Annotated in this window: 15 protein-coding genes, 2 tRNA genes and 1 pseudogene; 13 read left to right on the forward strand and 5 right to left on the reverse strand. The window is 52.6% G+C overall.

Features of this window, described 5'->3' with window-relative positions:
- Positions 1-395 precede the first annotated feature (395 nt).
- The 9 genes from E3J62_11375 (at position 396) to E3J62_11415 (ending at position 6085) form a co-directional block, all read left to right on the forward strand.
- Positions 396-584, forward strand: a complete 189-nt coding sequence (locus E3J62_11375; GenBank protein TET44031.1) for a hypothetical protein — start codon at positions 396-398, stop codon at positions 582-584.
- Between the two features lie 74 nt (positions 585-658).
- A complete protein-coding gene (locus tag E3J62_11380; protein TET44032.1) occupies positions 659-1369 on the forward strand; it encodes a hypothetical protein in 711 nt (236 codons plus the stop codon).
- 9 nt (positions 1370-1378) lie between these two features.
- Positions 1379-1696 (forward strand): hypothetical protein, encoded by a 318-nt coding sequence (locus E3J62_11385; GenBank protein ID TET44033.1) that lies wholly within the window; start codon positions 1379-1381, stop codon positions 1694-1696.
- Positions 1697-1711: 15 nt separating this feature from the next.
- Positions 1712-1975 carry a hypothetical protein gene (locus tag E3J62_11390; GenBank protein TET44034.1) on the forward strand — a complete coding sequence of 88 codons (264 nt, stop codon included), beginning with the start codon at positions 1712-1714 and terminating at the stop codon, positions 1973-1975.
- Between the two features lie 138 nt (positions 1976-2113).
- Positions 2114-2455 carry a hypothetical protein gene (locus E3J62_11395; protein TET44035.1) on the forward strand — a complete coding sequence of 114 codons (342 nt, stop codon included), beginning with the start codon at positions 2114-2116 and terminating at the stop codon, positions 2453-2455.
- Positions 2452-2907, forward strand: coding sequence for a hypothetical protein (locus tag E3J62_11400; protein TET44036.1), 456 nt, complete (start codon positions 2452-2454; stop codon positions 2905-2907). Before E3J62_11395 ends, E3J62_11400 begins: the two co-directional genes overlap by 4 nt.
- Before the next feature lie 530 nt (positions 2908-3437).
- Entirely contained in the window at positions 3438-3884 is a 447-nt protein-coding gene (locus E3J62_11405; GenBank protein TET44037.1) for a tetratricopeptide repeat protein, read from the forward strand.
- A 299-nt stretch (positions 3885-4183) separates the two neighbouring features.
- On the forward strand, positions 4184-5248 hold the full coding sequence (locus E3J62_11410) for a site-specific integrase (GenBank protein ID TET44038.1): 1065 nt from the start codon (positions 4184-4186) through the stop codon (positions 5246-5248).
- 249 nt (positions 5249-5497) lie between these two features.
- Positions 5498-6085 carry a bifunctional (p)ppGpp synthetase/guanosine-3',5'-bis(diphosphate) 3'-pyrophosphohydrolase gene (locus E3J62_11415; GenBank protein TET44039.1) on the forward strand — a complete coding sequence of 196 codons (588 nt, stop codon included), beginning with the start codon at positions 5498-5500 and terminating at the stop codon, positions 6083-6085.
- 700 nt (positions 6086-6785) lie between these two features.
- Here the strand turns inward: E3J62_11415 and E3J62_11420 are convergent.
- The 4 genes from E3J62_11420 to E3J62_11435 form a co-directional block, all read right to left on the reverse strand.
- Complete coding sequence (locus E3J62_11420; protein ID TET44040.1) at positions 6786-6995, reverse strand: hypothetical protein; 210 nt, start codon at positions 6993-6995, stop codon at positions 6786-6788.
- Positions 6996-7190: 195 nt separating this feature from the next.
- Entirely contained in the window at positions 7191-9782 is a 2592-nt protein-coding gene (locus E3J62_11425) for a hypothetical protein (GenBank protein ID TET44041.1), read from the reverse strand.
- Positions 9783-11411 (reverse strand): hypothetical protein, encoded by a 1629-nt coding sequence (locus tag E3J62_11430; protein TET44042.1) that lies wholly within the window; start codon positions 11409-11411, stop codon positions 9783-9785. It abuts the gene before it with no gap.
- 110 nt (positions 11412-11521) lie between these two features.
- On the reverse strand, positions 11522-12121 hold the full coding sequence (locus E3J62_11435; protein TET44043.1) for a DUF3387 domain-containing protein: 600 nt from the start codon (positions 12119-12121) through the stop codon (positions 11522-11524).
- A gap of 153 nt (positions 12122-12274) precedes the next feature.
- On the opposite strand from E3J62_11435, the pseudogene E3J62_11440 reads away from it, so the two are divergent.
- Positions 12275-12460 (forward strand): annotated as a pseudogene (locus tag E3J62_11440) (hypothetical protein).
- Between the two features lie 251 nt (positions 12461-12711).
- On the opposite strand, the gene E3J62_11445 reads toward E3J62_11440, so the two are convergent.
- Entirely contained in the window at positions 12712-15114 is a 2403-nt protein-coding gene (locus E3J62_11445) for a T9SS type A sorting domain-containing protein (protein TET44044.1), read from the reverse strand.
- A gap of 419 nt (positions 15115-15533) precedes the next feature.
- On the opposite strand from E3J62_11445, the gene E3J62_11450 reads away from it, so the two are divergent.
- The 3 genes from E3J62_11450 to E3J62_11460 all read left to right on the forward strand — a co-directional run bounded on the left by E3J62_11450 (position 15534) and on the right by E3J62_11460 (position 16833).
- On the forward strand, positions 15534-16058 hold the full coding sequence (locus tag E3J62_11450) for a hypothetical protein (protein TET44045.1): 525 nt from the start codon (positions 15534-15536) through the stop codon (positions 16056-16058).
- A gap of 210 nt (positions 16059-16268) precedes the next feature.
- A tRNA-Lys gene (locus tag E3J62_11455) sits at positions 16269-16341 on the forward strand.
- 420 nt (positions 16342-16761) lie between these two features.
- Positions 16762-16833 (forward strand) — tRNA-Glu (locus E3J62_11460).
- The last annotated feature ends 420 nt before the right edge of the window (positions 16834-17253 follow it).

Below are 17253 nucleotides of genomic sequence, written 5' to 3' on the forward strand. Positions count from 1 at the left end.
CGCCGGAGTACAAAGGGGACGGCGGGACGCGGTTCGTCACCGAGGAGGCATACAGGGCCCGGAGAGAAGCGAGGATTGTGGAGTTCCGCAAGAGCGCAAAGAAGCAGAATTCCAGACCGCTAACCGTCATTCGCTATGCAGGTTCTCACTGAAAGAGAAATCCTGGATTGGGCCAGCAGCTGCAGGTCGAGAAAACCGCCGGAGGTCCGAGATTGTGTTGTAACCGTATAGACGGTCACCTATGGGAGTTTGGTCAAAAGGCCGACTGTTTTCCAGAGAATGGAAAGGGGAAGCAGCATGTGGCTGGACACATGAAGAGTCGTCACCGGACGGCTCGCTCAGCGGACAAACAAGAGGGTTTGTCCTTGACATAACCTGTTTCATGGGAGGGCACGATGTTCAACCGAGATGAAAAGCTGTATTACGATGCTCTGAAGAGTGAGCAAAGGATGATCAAACCGACGATTCTATTCTGGAGGAGGCGCTTCGGTATTGAGTTGTCCGAGAAGGAAGCCAGAGAGGCTGTCCGAATAATTGCCGATCTCGTCTCCTTCGTAGCTAAGGTTGAACGACAACCATTCTGAGCAGCAGGTAAACACATGCGAGTCTGAAGAGTAGATTAAGGCAAATGAGTTTGGAATAGAAGAAGGAGGGCAGTATGCTTGGGAATCCGCGGGATTACTCGAAGCTGAGTAAGGAATGGGAAGACATAAGGCGGGAGAGGCAATTCATCAGGGCACAAATCATCTGCATGTTGAGAGCCCTCAAACGTAAGAACGATCCCAGCTTTGGTCCCCTCATAGAACGACCCGAAGAGATGCTTCGGTCCGTCATCGACCTGGAAAGAAGTGAAGGCCGCCAGATTGACAATGAACCCATGGGCGGTACACCAGAATGGATGTCCGGCGCAGAATCTCAACCCGAGCTGGCCGAACTTCTGGCGTTGTTAGAGACTGGAGGGGCTGAGATGATAGATGAGAAGGTAGATCCTCGGGACTGTAGATGGTTCGTGGACGTGCTCGAGGATAACTACACCGAATCTTCCGAGGATGGCGGCAGATCTGCAGTGGACGATGCACCCATAAGCGGAAGGTTCTACTCAAGAACCCGATGCAGCACAAGAGTCTTGACACAGATAAAAGACGGGTTTCTGCAGCTCAACAGTCCGATTTGTGCCTCCAAAACCTGGCGGAAGTCGGGCCTTCTCAACTTATGCGAGGAATGTCCGGCGAATGACATTCCTGTCAGAGAAAGGAGAATAGGACCTCCGCCCCGTAGCAATCTTGAATGTCCATTCGGGGGCAGGATCGAAAGCTCGATTTCAGTGATGAGGAGAGATGGTGTCTACCGAAGTACAAGAGAGGGGTGATTCTATCCTTTGAGGACGCTACCTTTTGATGTCTTCCACAACTGCAGGTTTGAGGATTTGAGGGTATTGGACGAAGAAGTCTATGATTTCAAGGTGGTTCACATCGAAGATATATTCACTCACTGGGGCGACCCGTCGGATCAAGATAAGCCTTCACGGCAAGACCTATGTGCCGAGCTCGCCCAAACCCCATTCCGAACACGCGCGTCGGCGGAGCACGGATGTGAAACCGCGGATCATGATGTCGTTGTCGCTCTCTTCTGTCTAATTGTTCCTGATTCTGAGCTGTTCCCGGTTCCAGAAAGGCTCTACGAGAGGTATCTATGATGCTTTCAGGGCAACATGGGTCTACAAGATGTTGCTCACCGAGGTTCTGCTTCCTTTGTGCTGAGTGTTCTCAACAAGAGTTGCTTGAACATCCAATGCGAGGGAGCAGAGATAGAAGGCAAGATTGTGGAAGTGGAGAATAAAGCCCAGCAGTCCATCTGGTATCGTTGGTTTCGAGAAGTACTTGTCTGCGAGGCGCTGGTTGAACACAGAAGAGGCGGACCTGCATTCAGTACGTCCGAGGGCAATGTTCGTGAAGGATCATCTCCGGGTCCATAGACTGGGCAGGTTCGTTACGTCCGTCGAAAGAGAAACGTCGGACTGGACTGCAGATAGAGGGTAGGGTCGGCAGGGCGATGGGCGGAAAGATTTTGAAAAACCCGGTGTATAGTATTAGTGGATAAAGAGAGGAGTCCCATGAAACTCGAAGAAGGTGCAAGGGTCTACTACGACGGAGACATGGCGAATCCTCCGGGTTTGGGAGTAATCGTCAGGATCTGCGAAGATGCCGGGTGGGGCATCTCCGTTGACATCCGGCTCGATGACGGACGCGAGTTCAACGTTCCGCGTTCTGCGTTCTCGCCGGAGTACAAAGGGGACGGCGGGACGCGGTTCGTCACCGAGGAGGCATACAGTGCCTGGAGAGAAGCGAGGATTGTGGAGTTCCGCAAGAGGACGAAGAAACAGAATCCCAAACGGCTAACCGTCATTCACCACGCCGGCTCTCACTTCACTGAGCCAGGGAACAGAGGCAGATGAGGGTAGCTCGATACGTCGAAGATACGGACGTTGCGAAAACCGCGCGGAACGAGCTGAAGCACTGTTCTCCGAGCTGCAAGTTCTCGCTCCGCACTCATCTATACACCTGCGGCAGCTCGATTGACGTGTCACGGATGGACGGACTGACGGTCAATGCCATCGGGACGGTGATCGGAAAGTCTCGCAGGACCGAGTTCGAGGGGATGCAGCACCTGCAGTGCTGGCACAATAACCAGTACCAAGGCGAGACCCTATACTGCGGGAATGGCTATGAACAGGCGATTCGAACCCACAGTTCGGATTCTCTGAGGAGAACAGCTATCGAGTGGGAGGCGAAGTGCGGGTTCGAGGCGCCAGAGCTCATAGAAGGGGAGTATGGTGTGTACCTCGACCCTGAAGATGACCCATACCTGCCGGAGTCCAGAGAGCATGCGTCTCAGGTGATAATGTAGCACACTTGCCAAAGGGCACTATAGATACGCCCCGGAAAGATTTTGAAAACTCAATGTATAGTATTATGGGGGTGAATAATGCCCGGAAGATTCCCCAATGATTGTGGACTCGGCACAGGTTATCGGATATGCAATGCAGTATGCTTATGTCCGAATCTACTCAGCTACCGTGACTTACATGCGTGGCTTTTCCCGTTGTGCCTGATTTGTGCCACTTCTCAACAGGATGTGGGATCTATTGCCTGTAGTGTATGACAGGATGGTTTCCAAGAGGAAGGGCCTGGAAACCGAGCCCTCAGGCTCAGTGCTGCCCGTAGAGACTCCCAAGAACGACCGTGACACACGAGCCGCCGCATGCACACAGTCCTGACCGCTAGCGACGACAGGACAGCAACAGGAGTAGTCTCCTCTCCAAAGGGGCGGCTACTTAGGACCTGCAAAACGGTTCTATCGACGAGAATCTGCCGTAGCAGGATTAGAAACATTCGCTCCTTGATTTGCTGTAACTCTGACCAAGGAGGTGAGTTCAAATGAGCCCTGTGGAACACCCCGTTGATGAATCAAACGATTCTTACAACCGGATACGGCAGAAATTCGTGGGGCTTCTGGAGGGACTGTCGGGGGCCCCGTCAGAGTGCCTGGGATGCCTGTTCTTGAACATAGGGGCGACACTCCACTCTCTCGGATCTTTGAGACTTGCACTGGAGGTTTGGACCAGAGCTTTGGAGTACTCTATCCAAGGTGAGAACAGAAAGAGAGAAGGCGAATGTCGATTCTACACTGGCATCGCCCTCTACGCCTTAGGACACACTAGAAGGGCGGTTATCCGTCTCCGTGAAGCATTGGAAGTCTTCCAAAGCATCTGCTATGAAGACGGTATTCGCTCATGCTACAAGACCTTGAGAACCATGCATTCCTCCTTGGGAGACCTTGACGAGGCTGACGAAGCGAATGACGAACCGGTGAAGTACATCTAGGTTCGTCTAAGGCTCACGGGAAGATAACCAAACTTCAGGAGGAAGTCTGGAACTGGGCAACCAAGGAAAAATCAAGAAAATCACATTCGACTCTTCGGCGATTTTGAAAAAGCTTGTGTATAGTAGAGAAAATGAGTCGATGTTGAGAACATTGGTGAAAAGACGGAGGAGTCTGAGACGGTTGACTGGACATGCAGTCCGGTGGTCCGAGGTGCGAATCTGTTGATTAGCAAGCACTTACACAAGGCTGATTTTGGACTGTGCCAGATTTGTGCCATTCCTCCGGTGGGGAGACGGCAATGAGGACCTATAGACGAGGCAAGACCTGGTATCTTGACTACCTGCACAAGGGTCGACGTATCAGGAGGGCCGTGGGTCGCTCGAAGAGGATGGCCGAGCTGGCGTTGAAAGACATTGAAGTGAAGATTGCCAAAGGGGAGAATCTCGGTGTCCAGGAGCGGCCTCGTGTGCTGTTCAGGGACTGTTCCGCTGAGTATCTCCAGTATTCGAAGACACATAAGGCAACAAGCTCTTCAGAACGAGATGCCCTCAGTCTCAAGTGGCTAACAGCAGCCTTTGGCGATCAGTACCTGTTTGCCATCACCCTCAGACAAATCGAGCAATACATGACGGAGAGGGTGGAAAAGGGAGGAGTGAAGGGGTCAACCGTGAATAGAGAGCTCGCCTGCCTCAGGCACATGCTCAACAAGGCGGTGGAATGGGGCTACCTGAACGAGAATCCGGCCAAGGGTATCAAGATGTTCAAGGAACCTCCGGGGCGAGTGAGGTTTCTTGAACCAGCGGAGATAGATAAGCTACTGAAGGAGTGTCCCCCCTACCTGAAGCCGATAGTAGTAACCGCTCTGAACACAGGGCTGAGACAATCAGAGATACTAGGCCTAAGGTGGGCAAATGTGAAGCTGAGAACCAGAACCATAATGGTGCTACAGACCAAGAACAACGAGCCAAGGCTCGTACCAATCAATGAGCCGCTACACAGGGAACTGAGAAGGCTATATGCACGGCGCCGTGGAGATTTCGTGTTCTGCGACAAGGACGGCAAGCCTTATGAGAAGGTCTACAGAGGCTTCAAAGCTGCGTGCAGGAGAGCAGGCATAACCGATTTCACATTCCATGACCTCCGCCACACCTTCGCTTCACATCTAGCAATGGCCGACACCAATATCCGCACAATCCAGGAGCTCATGGGTCATAAAACTATCAAGATGACGATGCGCTACTCCCACCTATCCCAACAGCACCTTCAAGAAGCAGTGGGGCTGTTAGGACTAAGGCTCTCCGGCGAGATGCAGAGGCAGCTGCGTTCACCCTCCACCACCGAGGAAAACGACTCCATCTCCTGATCCTGGCTCCTCTTGATTGAATCCTGCTACTTCGACAGAACCTCTGCGAATGGAGGCGGCTGTACCTCGAATGATGAGAGAAACAAGCTCCCACGGACGGCTGGCCACACCCGGAGTTGTGATAGCCGTTCGATTTGGGCGGGACCTGCAGTCGCTCCAAAGCATAAAGGAGACAACGTTGTTGACCGGGGGACCTCGCTGACATATCTTCAACGTAGGAGAACTAATGGCCCGTGCCCGGGGGATTATATGCCCAATCAGAAGAACCACTCAGAGATTCTGTTTGATGCGATCGAGTTTGCGGTAAAGGCGCACAGGGGGCAGTTCCGAAAGGGCACCCGGGTCCCGTACATAGTCCATCCAATCCGCGTCGCCGCAGTACTCATACGCCACAGATGTCCCCAAAGGGTGGTCGTGGCTGGCATCCTGCACGATGTGGTGGAGGACACAGGCCGGACACTCGAGGACATCGAACCATGCTTCGGCAAGAGGGTCGCCAGAATCGTTGAGGCGGTTTCCCAGAGGGACAAGTCCCGTCCCTGGAGAAAACGCAAAGAGGAGACTCTGGAGCGAATCAAGGACGCCCCATCGGAAGTCCTTCTCGTTGAATGTGCTGACAAGCTTGACAACATCCGAACCATTCGAGAGGACTGTGACAGGATGGGAGAGGACATCTGGGAAAGGTTTGACGCTCCAGAGGAATCTCAGCGGTGGTACTACAGATCTCTGGTGGAGGCCTTCCGCAGCCGGGCGGAGGGTGGGATTCTTACTTTCCTCGTTAAAGATTTCGAGTCTGAAGTCCGAAAGGTCTTCGGTGATGACGACGCTCCTGAGTAAGAACTCAGTACGAGGCATTCTCTATGCCGGAATGGCGACGACCCGACTCTGTTAGCGTCTGTCGACGTCGCTCTTGCGTGCTAAGGGAAGATTCTTCCTCTTGCCGACACGGATCCCCGCCAGGCAAAGGCCGGCTACGGGTCCAGGACAGAATATCACAGGCGAGAAGGTGGCGAGCCGTCTGAACGTCAAACAAGGGAAACAGCAGGCCTCAACGCGATGAGCGGATTGCAGACACAAAAACTCGTCGTTCCCGTTGTCTGCGAGGCGCTCGTGGCGCTCTTGCCGTATCAGGGGAGATCGCAAACTCTATGCCGATCCTCTGGTTGCCCCAGCCCTAGACACCCAGGCATCGGATAGTCGTCCACCACTCCCTGAAGATCATCTCCGCCCTCCTGCGCTGATATCCCGAAGCCTATCACCAGAGGGTAATGCTCTCCGGAGGGTGAGTCAATTCTCAGAGAGAATCAACAATTCGGCTCTTTTGCAGGGCGGACTGTAGGTTTGACATAGGCAAGACATTCAAGGAGATCACAGGGGTCCGTCCACAGGATTTCATGAAGCTATGCCTTGCCATGTGGTTCGGCGCTGGAAAAGGGTTGGTCAGATAGTCAATGGTGCCGGCCAGAACCGCAGCCGGTCCCATCAAAGCATTGGCCAGGAGCGACATAGCGAAGAGGCCAGGAAGAACCAGAAAACCTCAGGATTCCGAAGACAGCAGTCTAGCGATCCGAGCTTCGGCTTCTTCTGGGGTTAGCTGGGAAGCGAACATCAGCTCAGTGACGGGCATCTCTTTCCCCCATTCGCCTGTCTTGGGATCGAAGACCTCCGCATACACCTTTCCGTCAGGTGTCTCCTTTGTCCGACAAATCAGCCCATCCCAATCCCAATATGAGTCGATCTTGTCCAATTATGGCTCCCTCCTACTGACATAATACACGAAACTCACAAAGTCCTCGGCAGAAGCCATCAAAATGACAATGCGCTACTCCCACCTGTCGCAGCAACACCTGCAGGAGGCTGTGGGGATACTAAGCGTTAGGCTCTCCAGAGAGACGCAGAAAGTGACACATTGACATACGTGGCAGGATCCAAAACCTTCAGGCTATTCTTGCAATGAGGGCCAACATTGTCCAAACGGCGCAAGAAGCTTCCTTACTTTGGGGTCGATTTCAGCGAGGAGGCGTAGGTTCAAGTAGAAGTCTGATTTAACCATAACCACCTGGGCCCTCTCTCGTCGGTAGATATCGATTCTACCCCCTTCGACAATCTCGGACTTCTCGGCGGCTCGCCCGTACCCGCCCGTCTCATGCCACAGTGGATCTCCCGTACAGCATGTCTTGCGTTCTTGAAGCGCCCTGAGGGAACCGAAGTTGTCGATCAGATACGACTCGAGCCGTCTCAGCTGATCAGTCATTCTCTTAGCCTTCAGCAAGATGGTTCTGTCCGTGTCCTTCATGTGAAGACGCGAAACCAAGAGGTTTATTCTTCTTTGGTCTGCTCTGGCGAATAGCTGGGGCCCTGAATAGATTTCCCGGAGCATAAGGGCTTTCTCAAGCCCACGGCCTGATTGGTCCCAAGCTATCCAGTTAATTGCCGCTGCGAGTGAAACCCATAGTGCTCCATCACCAACGACTTGGGCATACGTTTCAGATCTTCTCTCTCTATCGTAGCGGACTTCTACCTTTGCCAGAAGGCCCACGGGCTCATCCTCATGAGACGTATGCATAGTCCTGAAAAGAATGTCGGATACTGTGACAGCCCATTCGCTCGCAGTCCCTGTGTCTAACCACTCACCTTCGATCCCTACCGCAGCCACGGCCAGAGGTAGAGCTGCTCCTTGAACCATCTGAGTGGCGGTGCACCTCTCACAGAACGTTGCCCCGCCAAACTTCTCCAAGAATCTTGTCATTTGGTCACACAATCGCTTGCGAAGGTCTTGAGAGGGTAGACGCTTTTCTCCATCCTGAGAGCGCGAAGAGCCCACTTCGCGGCTCGAATGGATTGGCTCGTCAATCGAAGCTGTTGTGAGACCCTCGGTGACGTTCTCGGACACGTGCTCGGGCTCTGCAAAAAGAACCCTCATAACACCCAGGAGGGCTAGCGACAGGCCTGGCGCCGTCGATGACTTCTGAGACTCCCGCTCCTCAATCTCATCGAGACTGACGATTAAGTCCTCTGGACTGACAGGCATCACTTCCTGCGTCTCTTGCGACTCGCCCTCCGTATCACTTCCGACCGCCGGTGGATCCGGGAAGGATGTCGATTCACCCAGAACGGTGGAGATCACACGAGCCAAGTCTTCTAAGAGTCTTCTGTATTCAGAAGTGGTCCCGAGTTTTGCCAGCTCTCTGACCGTGGATGCAGCATGGCGTGCTCCAAAGGAGTTACGCAATTCGTCTATTTCATCGAGCCACCGGACATCGGTATGCTGGATCTTGGTGTCCTGATGTATTATCAGATGACCAAAAACCGTTGTGACTGATGGATGGAGGTCCGGCAGGGGGCCAACCCAAGATCTGCCTTTCAGACCGGCCCTGTCCAAGGGAAGCTCAAGGCCACCAAGACATGCATAGACCACGGCCCCCTCAGGTATGCCCGGTTCAACAACTGCGATCAGTCGCCCTATTGTGCCATTGAGCGACAGGGACACAAGACTGTAATCATGAGCTTCGGCGTCCGCATCGGATCCTTCTTCAGCTTCCCTTCTCCGACCGAGCCCTGGCGTGGCAGCTGGTTCAAATGAATCACCCTCGAGTAGCTCCAGGAATGAGGAGAAATCTTCTTTTCTGCAGCTATCGTACACCACGACCAACTCAGTGTTACCCCCTGAGTTGGGGGCAATCGACCAAGCAGATGCCGAGCAATTCGCCGAGCCTGCGACTGCCGCATAGCCATCCGGACCCTCAAACCAGGCCAGCTTGGCATGCGGACACGGTGATGGAGAGAGAGGGATGAGCCTGACCGCACAGCCAATACGGGCCAAGGAGGAGGGAATGAAACCCGCGTTCTGTGGATCCAAGCCTATCAGGACTTCACTGATGCCGAACGTGTTCACTGCCCACTTGATCATTGCACCGTTAGCATCAGTTGATCCAGTCAAGACACACAACCGTCGAAAGCGACGTCCCTGCCATCTGTCCATCAACTGCTGACCGATACTCTTCCCTTTGTGCGAGAGCAAGATCGGACTATCTCCTGCTCCTGGAGTTCCGAGAAGCCAGTGTCGATCACGAATGAGGGTGAGTACATCGAGTGCCGTCTTGTCTCTTGTATACTCCATCAGTACGTCGGAGAGCCAGTCAACGACTGCCACTTGTGAAGAATCGTTCTTCTCGACATGCCAGGCTGTCACAAGCTCCCGGTTTCCTCCCCATCCCCCAGATGTGAGGTTTCCGGAACCGATGCAGACAGCTGCACCTTCGGAACCGATTCGCAGAAGCATCTTCGGATGGAAGGCACCCGTTGTCGAGACAGGAACCAAGCAATAGCGACGGCCGAGATAGCGGAGTTGTCGGGCCGACCGAATAACACTTTCTCTGGCTTGGCGAGCATCGGCGAATACCAGAATCCCGTTTGTCCCACCTGACCAGAGGTCCGGCAGGACTACATGCTCAAAGAAGACGGGGTCGAACGAATACGTCAGGCAAATCGCTGAGTCGAATCCCTGCATGCTACAGAACGATCGAAGATCCATTCACGCATTCCCTTGGGCAGCGAGGCAATGATGGATTTTCCCCAGTACCGCCCTACCGCGTTCGGTGATTCCTCTTTCCTCTATTAGTCCCAGCTGCCGAAGCCAACCAATCGCCTGGTTCAATCGAGACGCAGTCCTGCCGCAACGAGAACGGTCTCTATAGAACCATCGATCACCATCGGCAACTATGACCGACACATCTCTCCTGGGATCCGACGCCATTCTTGCCCAGGCGACTCGAAGATGTTGTCTAATGCTCTCATATGCGAGCTTGACGACGGCATGTTTGAGTGACAGATTCTCCTCGAGTAGTTCCCTAACACTAGGCATTATGACCTGTTCTGCACCCAAACGAGCCCACCCCTGATACGAAAGGGCTTCGTATCCGGGCAATTTCTCCAATACTCCTGGGCCAACTCGCCAGTCAGCCAGAAGCCAAGCCACCGGCAGAAGAACCAAACGACCGACACCACCTGAAAGAGCAACCTTAATGATGCCCCATTCATCAAGCGGCCCGGACCAGCGACGCAGACCTGCTTCGTGTTGTTTGCTTCCGTTGCACAGTCTCTGAATACGACTGCTAAGCTCTGAGATTGGAAGCTCCAGGATGGAGTCATCGTGTTCGCAGATACCCAACCTCACGAGTGGCTCCATCATCTCTGTGTCCCATGTCGTCAGAGCGCTGAGAACATTCATTGCCTTACTCCCAACCTGACCTTCTTCATGCCTCCGGGCGAGCTCATCGGCAACGACCTCAAGAGAAGCCTCATGCACAGTCGCAAGCGAGTCGCGTACTAAGTACCGCGTCCAGCCGTCAATGGTTGACTGAAAGACAGCGGGTAGGTCTACCTTCTCGGCGAGCGCCACTTGAAAGAGGTCTTCTTCCACCACGTCAGAAGCCTGGCGCTGCGCCAACTCCAACAGCAGCCCGTAGGTCGCAACTCTGCCATAATCTCTCCCTTGAGGACTATCTGGAATCAAGGCACTCAACAGAATCTCACATTCCTTATCCGGCACCTCGTCAAATCGGAAACTATCGCCAACTTCGGCAAGGGCCTCACGCGAAAGTGTATCGACCCGGGCATTTCGTGCGAGCTTCGTCCCGAACTCGGTCTTACCGAGACACTCGTCTACAAAATCAGCGAGACGAGCTCCCCTCTCGCGCGTAATGCCCGGCACGCCTGATGGCCGAGGAAAGGTCACATGAAGCTGGTCGCTTGGCCCCGCATATAAAAAAACGGCAAGTAGATCAACCAAATGACCCAAAGGCAGGTTGGCCTCTTCTGACTCGATGAGGTTCACCGCGCGGTTGTAACCAACGAGACCATATGGACGGTGTCCTGCAAGCAGGTTCCCAATGACCGCTGCCGCTTCTATCCTGCCAGCAAACTCGGCGAAATCTGAAACCGAATCTGGAAGTCGAGCAAGGGCGTACTGCTTGATGACCCAAGCTCTAAGCGACAAATAGCGAATTCTAGGTGTGATTGTGGTTATGCCTGACAAGAGCTCATGCTCAATCGTCTGTACTGGGACACGCAGCCCCATGAGGTCAAGACCGCCCGTGGGTTTACTGGAGGACAGGACCCATTCCGGAGGGGACGGTGATGTCAGAAGATCAGCCACCTTCATACCTGATACCTCGCCTGCCGTATGCGGCTATCTTAGAATAGCCCTTTCTCGCCGCTGCCACCTCTCCAGTTCCCGAGTCCTAACCTCTCAGGTAAGCTATCAAAAAGGGCTCAGCCGGCCAAGGCGTAGATGCTTTCGCCTTCTCCGTAGTAGGACTCGTATATGTGCTCATAGATAACCTCGCACTTCTGTTCATAAATCTGGCGTGAATATGATTCGGGTAATTGATCTAATCTCTCTTCGATTGCCAATCTCACGGCGGCGCGGGACTGCTGGCGTTTACGCCAGTCCAAGACGAGCTTCTCCCGTTTAAGGACCTGGAGCAGGTCCAGGGCAACTTTCTTCACGCTCAGCTTTTCCTTCTTCGTGAGTTTCATGTCAGGCTTGGTCAACAAATCGAAGATGGCCAGTTCCTCCTCGGAGAGCTCTTCGGCAATCGCTCGCTGCTCTTCGGTACTTAGGTCCTGCGCGAACTCGACAAGGCTCTTGAAGAACTGCTCGACGTTGATGCTCCCTGCGTTGTATTCATCGATCATTCTCTCAAGCATTTTCTGGTAATCGGCGCGTGTTCGATTCAGAAGGAGGAGCTTACTTAGTTTTGCTGTAACTGCCGTTCTAAGCCTCTGGGCTTGGATACGCTTCCTTCCCTCCTCGAACTTCGCCGCCATTGCAGCGATGAAGTTCTCAGCTTCTGTTCCCAGATTTCCCATCTTGTTATGCTCAAACCCGACAGCTATCTGCCCAGGCTATGCATGGGTAGAATACCACCAAAGGGGTGGATGTCAAGTGCGTTTGGCTGGGGAAATCATCTCTGCGGCAGGCCCGTTGCCTCCCCGGTGCCAAACGTGACACTTTGATATCTTCACGACCTCCGCCACACATTCGCGTCACATCCTGTTATGGCCGGAGTGAATCTCCGCACTGTCCAAGAACTAATGAGGCATAGAGACATCTATGATCCCAGATCTAGGAACGCAGATCTTGCCACAAGATGGAAGCGAAATGGAGTAGATAACTGCATCAAGTACCGACACCCTCAATCCCTGTAGCGAGATCCTAGATTTGAGATCATACATCTTCGATGTTCACCGCCAGTATCTTCAGGAGGCTGTCGGATTGCTAGGGTTGAGCCTCTCAGGGGAGGCGCAGGAGCACATTGACGGCGTCGGGGTTGGTGGTACTGAGCAGGGCCGAACAAGTATAAATGCCTCGTGGAGATAGCCGCATCGAAGGGCCTACCGATGTGCAAGGACAGCAAGCTAATTTACAGAGCTCTGTAAGACCCTACCAGAATCGTAGACTAGCGCAATAAGACCATCTTCTTGGTATTTCTAAGTCCACTTGCTTCAAGTCTATAGAAATAAACACCTGATGCGACCTCGTCTCCGCCATCGGATCTTCCGTCCCACTTTGCAGCGTAGTTCCCGGGCTTGCAGAATTCGTTTACTAAATTCGTCACGACTCGGCCAGACACATCATATATTCTGAGGCTCACTTGAGAAGGAACAGACAAATGATATTTTATCTTCGTTGAAACTGTAAATGGATTAGGGCTGTTTTGGTTCAGGATCAATCTCCCCGGTGTACTGGTCTTGGCGATCTCTTCAACTCCTGTGACGCCCTGCCAAGTAAGAGCAGGGTCTCCATACAGGGTAAGGGTAAGCAGATTCCAATAATCCATAAGCTCGTGCCAACCAGGCTGCGGTGATGGGTAGAAGTGGGTCCAGTAATAGGTTTTGTCTTCGTAGAAGGCATCCCCTACTTTCATCTCATCCTTGAAGGCATACTTGCAGAAGTAGTAGTTCAAGCTTATGTTGCCGCCTACGTCTCCATGTACGGGATCTACGGAAGGCCCAAGCATAGACCTTGTGGCGGCACACACAGTGACACCACCCGATTCACCGAGTAGCATCTGTGCCAGATTGTAGTAGTCCGGGTTTCCTGTCAGGCAGGCGGAAGAGTACACGATGGCGTCATTCAAGCCGCTGAGATAACTAGTTGTAATGATTGGTGGTTCGCCCTTCTCGTTTGGCTCACAAGTGTCGTTCCCGTTGTAATCCTCCACCCAGACAGTTCTATATGCCCCTGTGTCGTTACCATGGGAGGACCAGTTAACGAAACCGTACCGATAGGTTGTCCATTCGCTTAGCACGCTATCCAGACACAGCGGAGCATTCCAGGAATATGATGAAGGGCTATGCCCTTCCGCCTCATACATTCTCCAAGACTCAGATATGTCAAATATTGCATCAGCTATCATATCCTCCATTAGTCCCGCCTCATCAGTCTTGACATGCGTCGAGTCGGGATAGAAAGTAATTGAGCCTAAGAGTAGTGCCCATTTTTTCCAGCCACCCATGTCCCCCTCAAAAGCAACTATCCTTTCACAGATCGTCCGCACTTTTGTTGTATCACTCCATGGGATTCTGCCGAGATATACCTCTGCCGCAAAATCCACAGTATCCTCGCCCAATTCGCCATAAAATATGTCCCCGTCCTTGTTCCATGACAGACTGTCAGGACGCGACAATTCTGCATAGTAAAAATCGGTCGGTATGTCGATGGCGTGCGCTGGGGTGTCAATGTGGCAAGTCCGCATGGGAATCTGGTCTATGTCACCTACGAGTAAGACATACTTAAGTCCAAAATCGCCTTCATAGAGCAGTTTCAACCCGTTTCTTATTTTCGCCTGTAGGTCTGGACCAGGACATGAATCGGCAAAGAAAGTTGCTGTGAACATGGCTAGCGAGTCACCAATGCTTATCTTCCACTCTATGAGAGGCGTAACAGCGTCATAGTAGCTGCTATCTGGAACGATTATTAGATAATTGAACCCATCTTGCATACTCCCAAATGGCCCTTCTTTCTTCGGTCTGGGTTCCAAAGATGGTACATACCAGCTCTTCGCTTCCCAGTAGTTAACGAAGATTCTGCGGGCAACATCGTCCATGACACTGTCGAATAGAATTGTTTGTACTTTCTCCCATTCAGGACTGCCCTCCGCTGGTAATGAGTAACTAATCGCTGCTGTGGCAGACTTATATACAGAAAGCTTGCCAGATTTCGGTCGATAAACGAAGGGACAGAACGATACTCTTGCAAACCTCCACTTTCTCATATCACCCGTACCTTCATATCTTCCGACCTCCCTAGGGTAGGGGGCATCCGAAGAATAGATTTCATCGTAGTTTTGATCATAGACTTCCCTTGCCTTTTTTGCGTATTCTTCGTCATACGATCCACGGGGGAATTGCATGGGGGCTGGCTTGATCTTGTAAGCCCCAGAGAGTTCGGTTAGGCCATTCCCAGAAATGCTTGCTGATAGAACGGTTGCTCCCGGAGGGACTACAATCATAAACGTCTTGGTGGGAAGCCATGGTCCCCCTGGGGTCGAGATTTTGCCAAAGTCCTTCATCAGGATCTCTTGCCATCCATCCTCTCGGTCAACAATCTCGTATTCTCCACTCGACAGTGTAATGGCATATCCCCAGGCCAAGGCAGGGATAACTGAGACGGCCAAAATACACACTGCTACTAGAGCATAACTTCTAGTCATTTTTCCCTCCTCTTCTCCTGCAACTTGGTTTAACGTCCCAAGTATTGGAACTGTAGGTTGCCATGTGAGCCTGATACTTTGCCAGTACGATCTGCTGAATCGAGCATATTCTCGCTCAGTCAGATGCTCTTGGGTAAGGCTTAACATATCACCCACACGTGGGCGTGTCAATGGGTATATTATGGGGACAATTTGCCGGTGACATGATTGGGTTGACCGGCGGGAGGAAAGTTCCTGGTTTGGCCCCGGTGTGATGAAACCCGTTGCACTGGGCCGCAGTTTGTTGTAGAATGCCCCCGAGCGCGAAGGCTCAAGAGCCGAAGCGCCCAGAACATGCCACAAATGTGGCACAGGCGGAAACCTGTTCTCGTAAGTTATTGTGGGGCCGTTAGCTCAGTTGGCAGAGCACCGACGCCTGACCTCGAAAGGGGCAAGTTCAAACAATATTCGTCTGAAATCCACAGAAAATATCCGATCATACGTCTTTTCGGCGGTTGGGCTGTGGTTTTGCTCCACGTGCTTGACATAACAGAGGTTCGAATCGGCAAGGACAGTAGGTAATCAAATTGGGCTGGCAAGCAATAGAAATAGGTGAAGAAGAAATCCGAGACCTTGAACGCGCATTTGCTGCGAAGTCCAAGTTTCTGGCCGACGAAAGTGTGGGTCAAGAAACCATAGAAGTACTTCGGGAGGCAGGACTGAACGTCAAGGGTATTTTAGAGATTGCCCTTGCAGGTCGTGGCGATGAAGATATCTATGCCCTTGCCCACAAAGAAGACCGCATATTACTGAGTCATGATAGCGACTTCCTTGACGACCAACGCTTTCCTCCGCGTCGCAATCCCGGTGTAGTCATTCTGCCCAGTCCTAGTGGGAACAGAGGGGGATTGGTGCACGCCCTTCAGAATATGTTGCTTGTGGTCGGCAAGTATCGTGAGCTGTGGAGCGAAACGAAAGTTATCTTCTCCGAAGGGGACACGATACGGGCAGTCTACCGGAACCGACAGACTGGAGCGATTGAGAAGAACCTGTTCCTTCTGCCACAACACGGTCCACCGATGCTATGGGCAGACGAAGACGAGCTAGGTTGACGTCGGGGATTCATCTCGTCATATTGCCTCCTGTTTTGCCAAGCGTAGCATTTCAATATCTCAGTGGGCGATCTCAGGATTCACAACCATGTTGACATGTGGCTTCAGGACTGGTATCTTTCGGAAGGTGTCAGGATCGCCCAATGTCCGGTGAAGAAACATGGCACAAATATGGCACAGGCGGGAAATCTGTTCTCGTAAGTTATTGTGGGGCCGTTAGCTCAGTAGGCAGAGCACCGGATTTTTAATCCGGTGGCCGCAGGTTCGAATCCTGCACGGCCCATGCTTGAAACTGAAAACACGAAGATAGAAAACGAAATAGGGCCAATCCGTCCTTGGACGGAGTGAGGGATATTTTGTCCTGAGGCCGTAAGGCCGAAGGATCTGCTGAACCCGAGATTGCTTCGTCGCCACGACTACGCCCTTCGTGGCTTCGTCGGGCTTCTCCTCCCTCGGCTCACGCCGATGAAGGACCAAATATGTCTCATCCCGCCTGCGGCGGGCTGGACCTATTTGGCTCGCAATGACAGGTTTCGCTGGGAGAGCTGGCAAGGAGTTTTCAAAAAGCAGATTCTTCGTCGCCCTAGCGGGCTTCTCCCCGTGGAACGGGGCGGGCAGAATGACAGGAGGGGTGGCATCAAGGGGGAAGTGCAGGACAAGAAACGAGATCATAGATCTTAGATCTGAGATCTTAGACATAGTGGTCCCCATGGTCTAGCGGTTAGGACACCACTCTTTCAAGGTGGTAGCGGGGGTTCGACTCCCCCTGGGGACGCTCTTTATCTTAGAATGTAGATCTAAGAACTAGGTAGTATACAATATGCGTAACTTTTGGTGTTGACGTAAGAGAAGCATACGATTTCAAATCGGGCATCAAGAAGATGATAAAGGCGCCATTCCAAGCACTAAACCTGGACTTCCTTCTCACCGTTCTTGCCGGAAAGACTCGCCGAAGACAACGAAATTAGGAAATTCCCATCCGCGCATCCCCCAGCCTTCGAAATTGCGAAATTCCACCCTCCTTCGCCCCTCGTGGCTTCAGAGGGCAAGGGTTACCACAAGATTCTTTCCTGGGTCGGTTTCAGCCATGAGGACCGATTTGAAATCCGTGTTAATCTCGTGTAATCTTGTGGTTTCAGTGGTTGGATCGAATTTCGATTTTCGAAGGTGTCGGGAAGGGGGTGCGGAATTTCGA

The sequence above is a fragment of the candidate division TA06 bacterium genome, assembly GCA_004376575.1.
Classification (GTDB): Bacteria; Hydrothermota; DG-26; order E44-bin18; family E44-bin18; genus E44-bin18.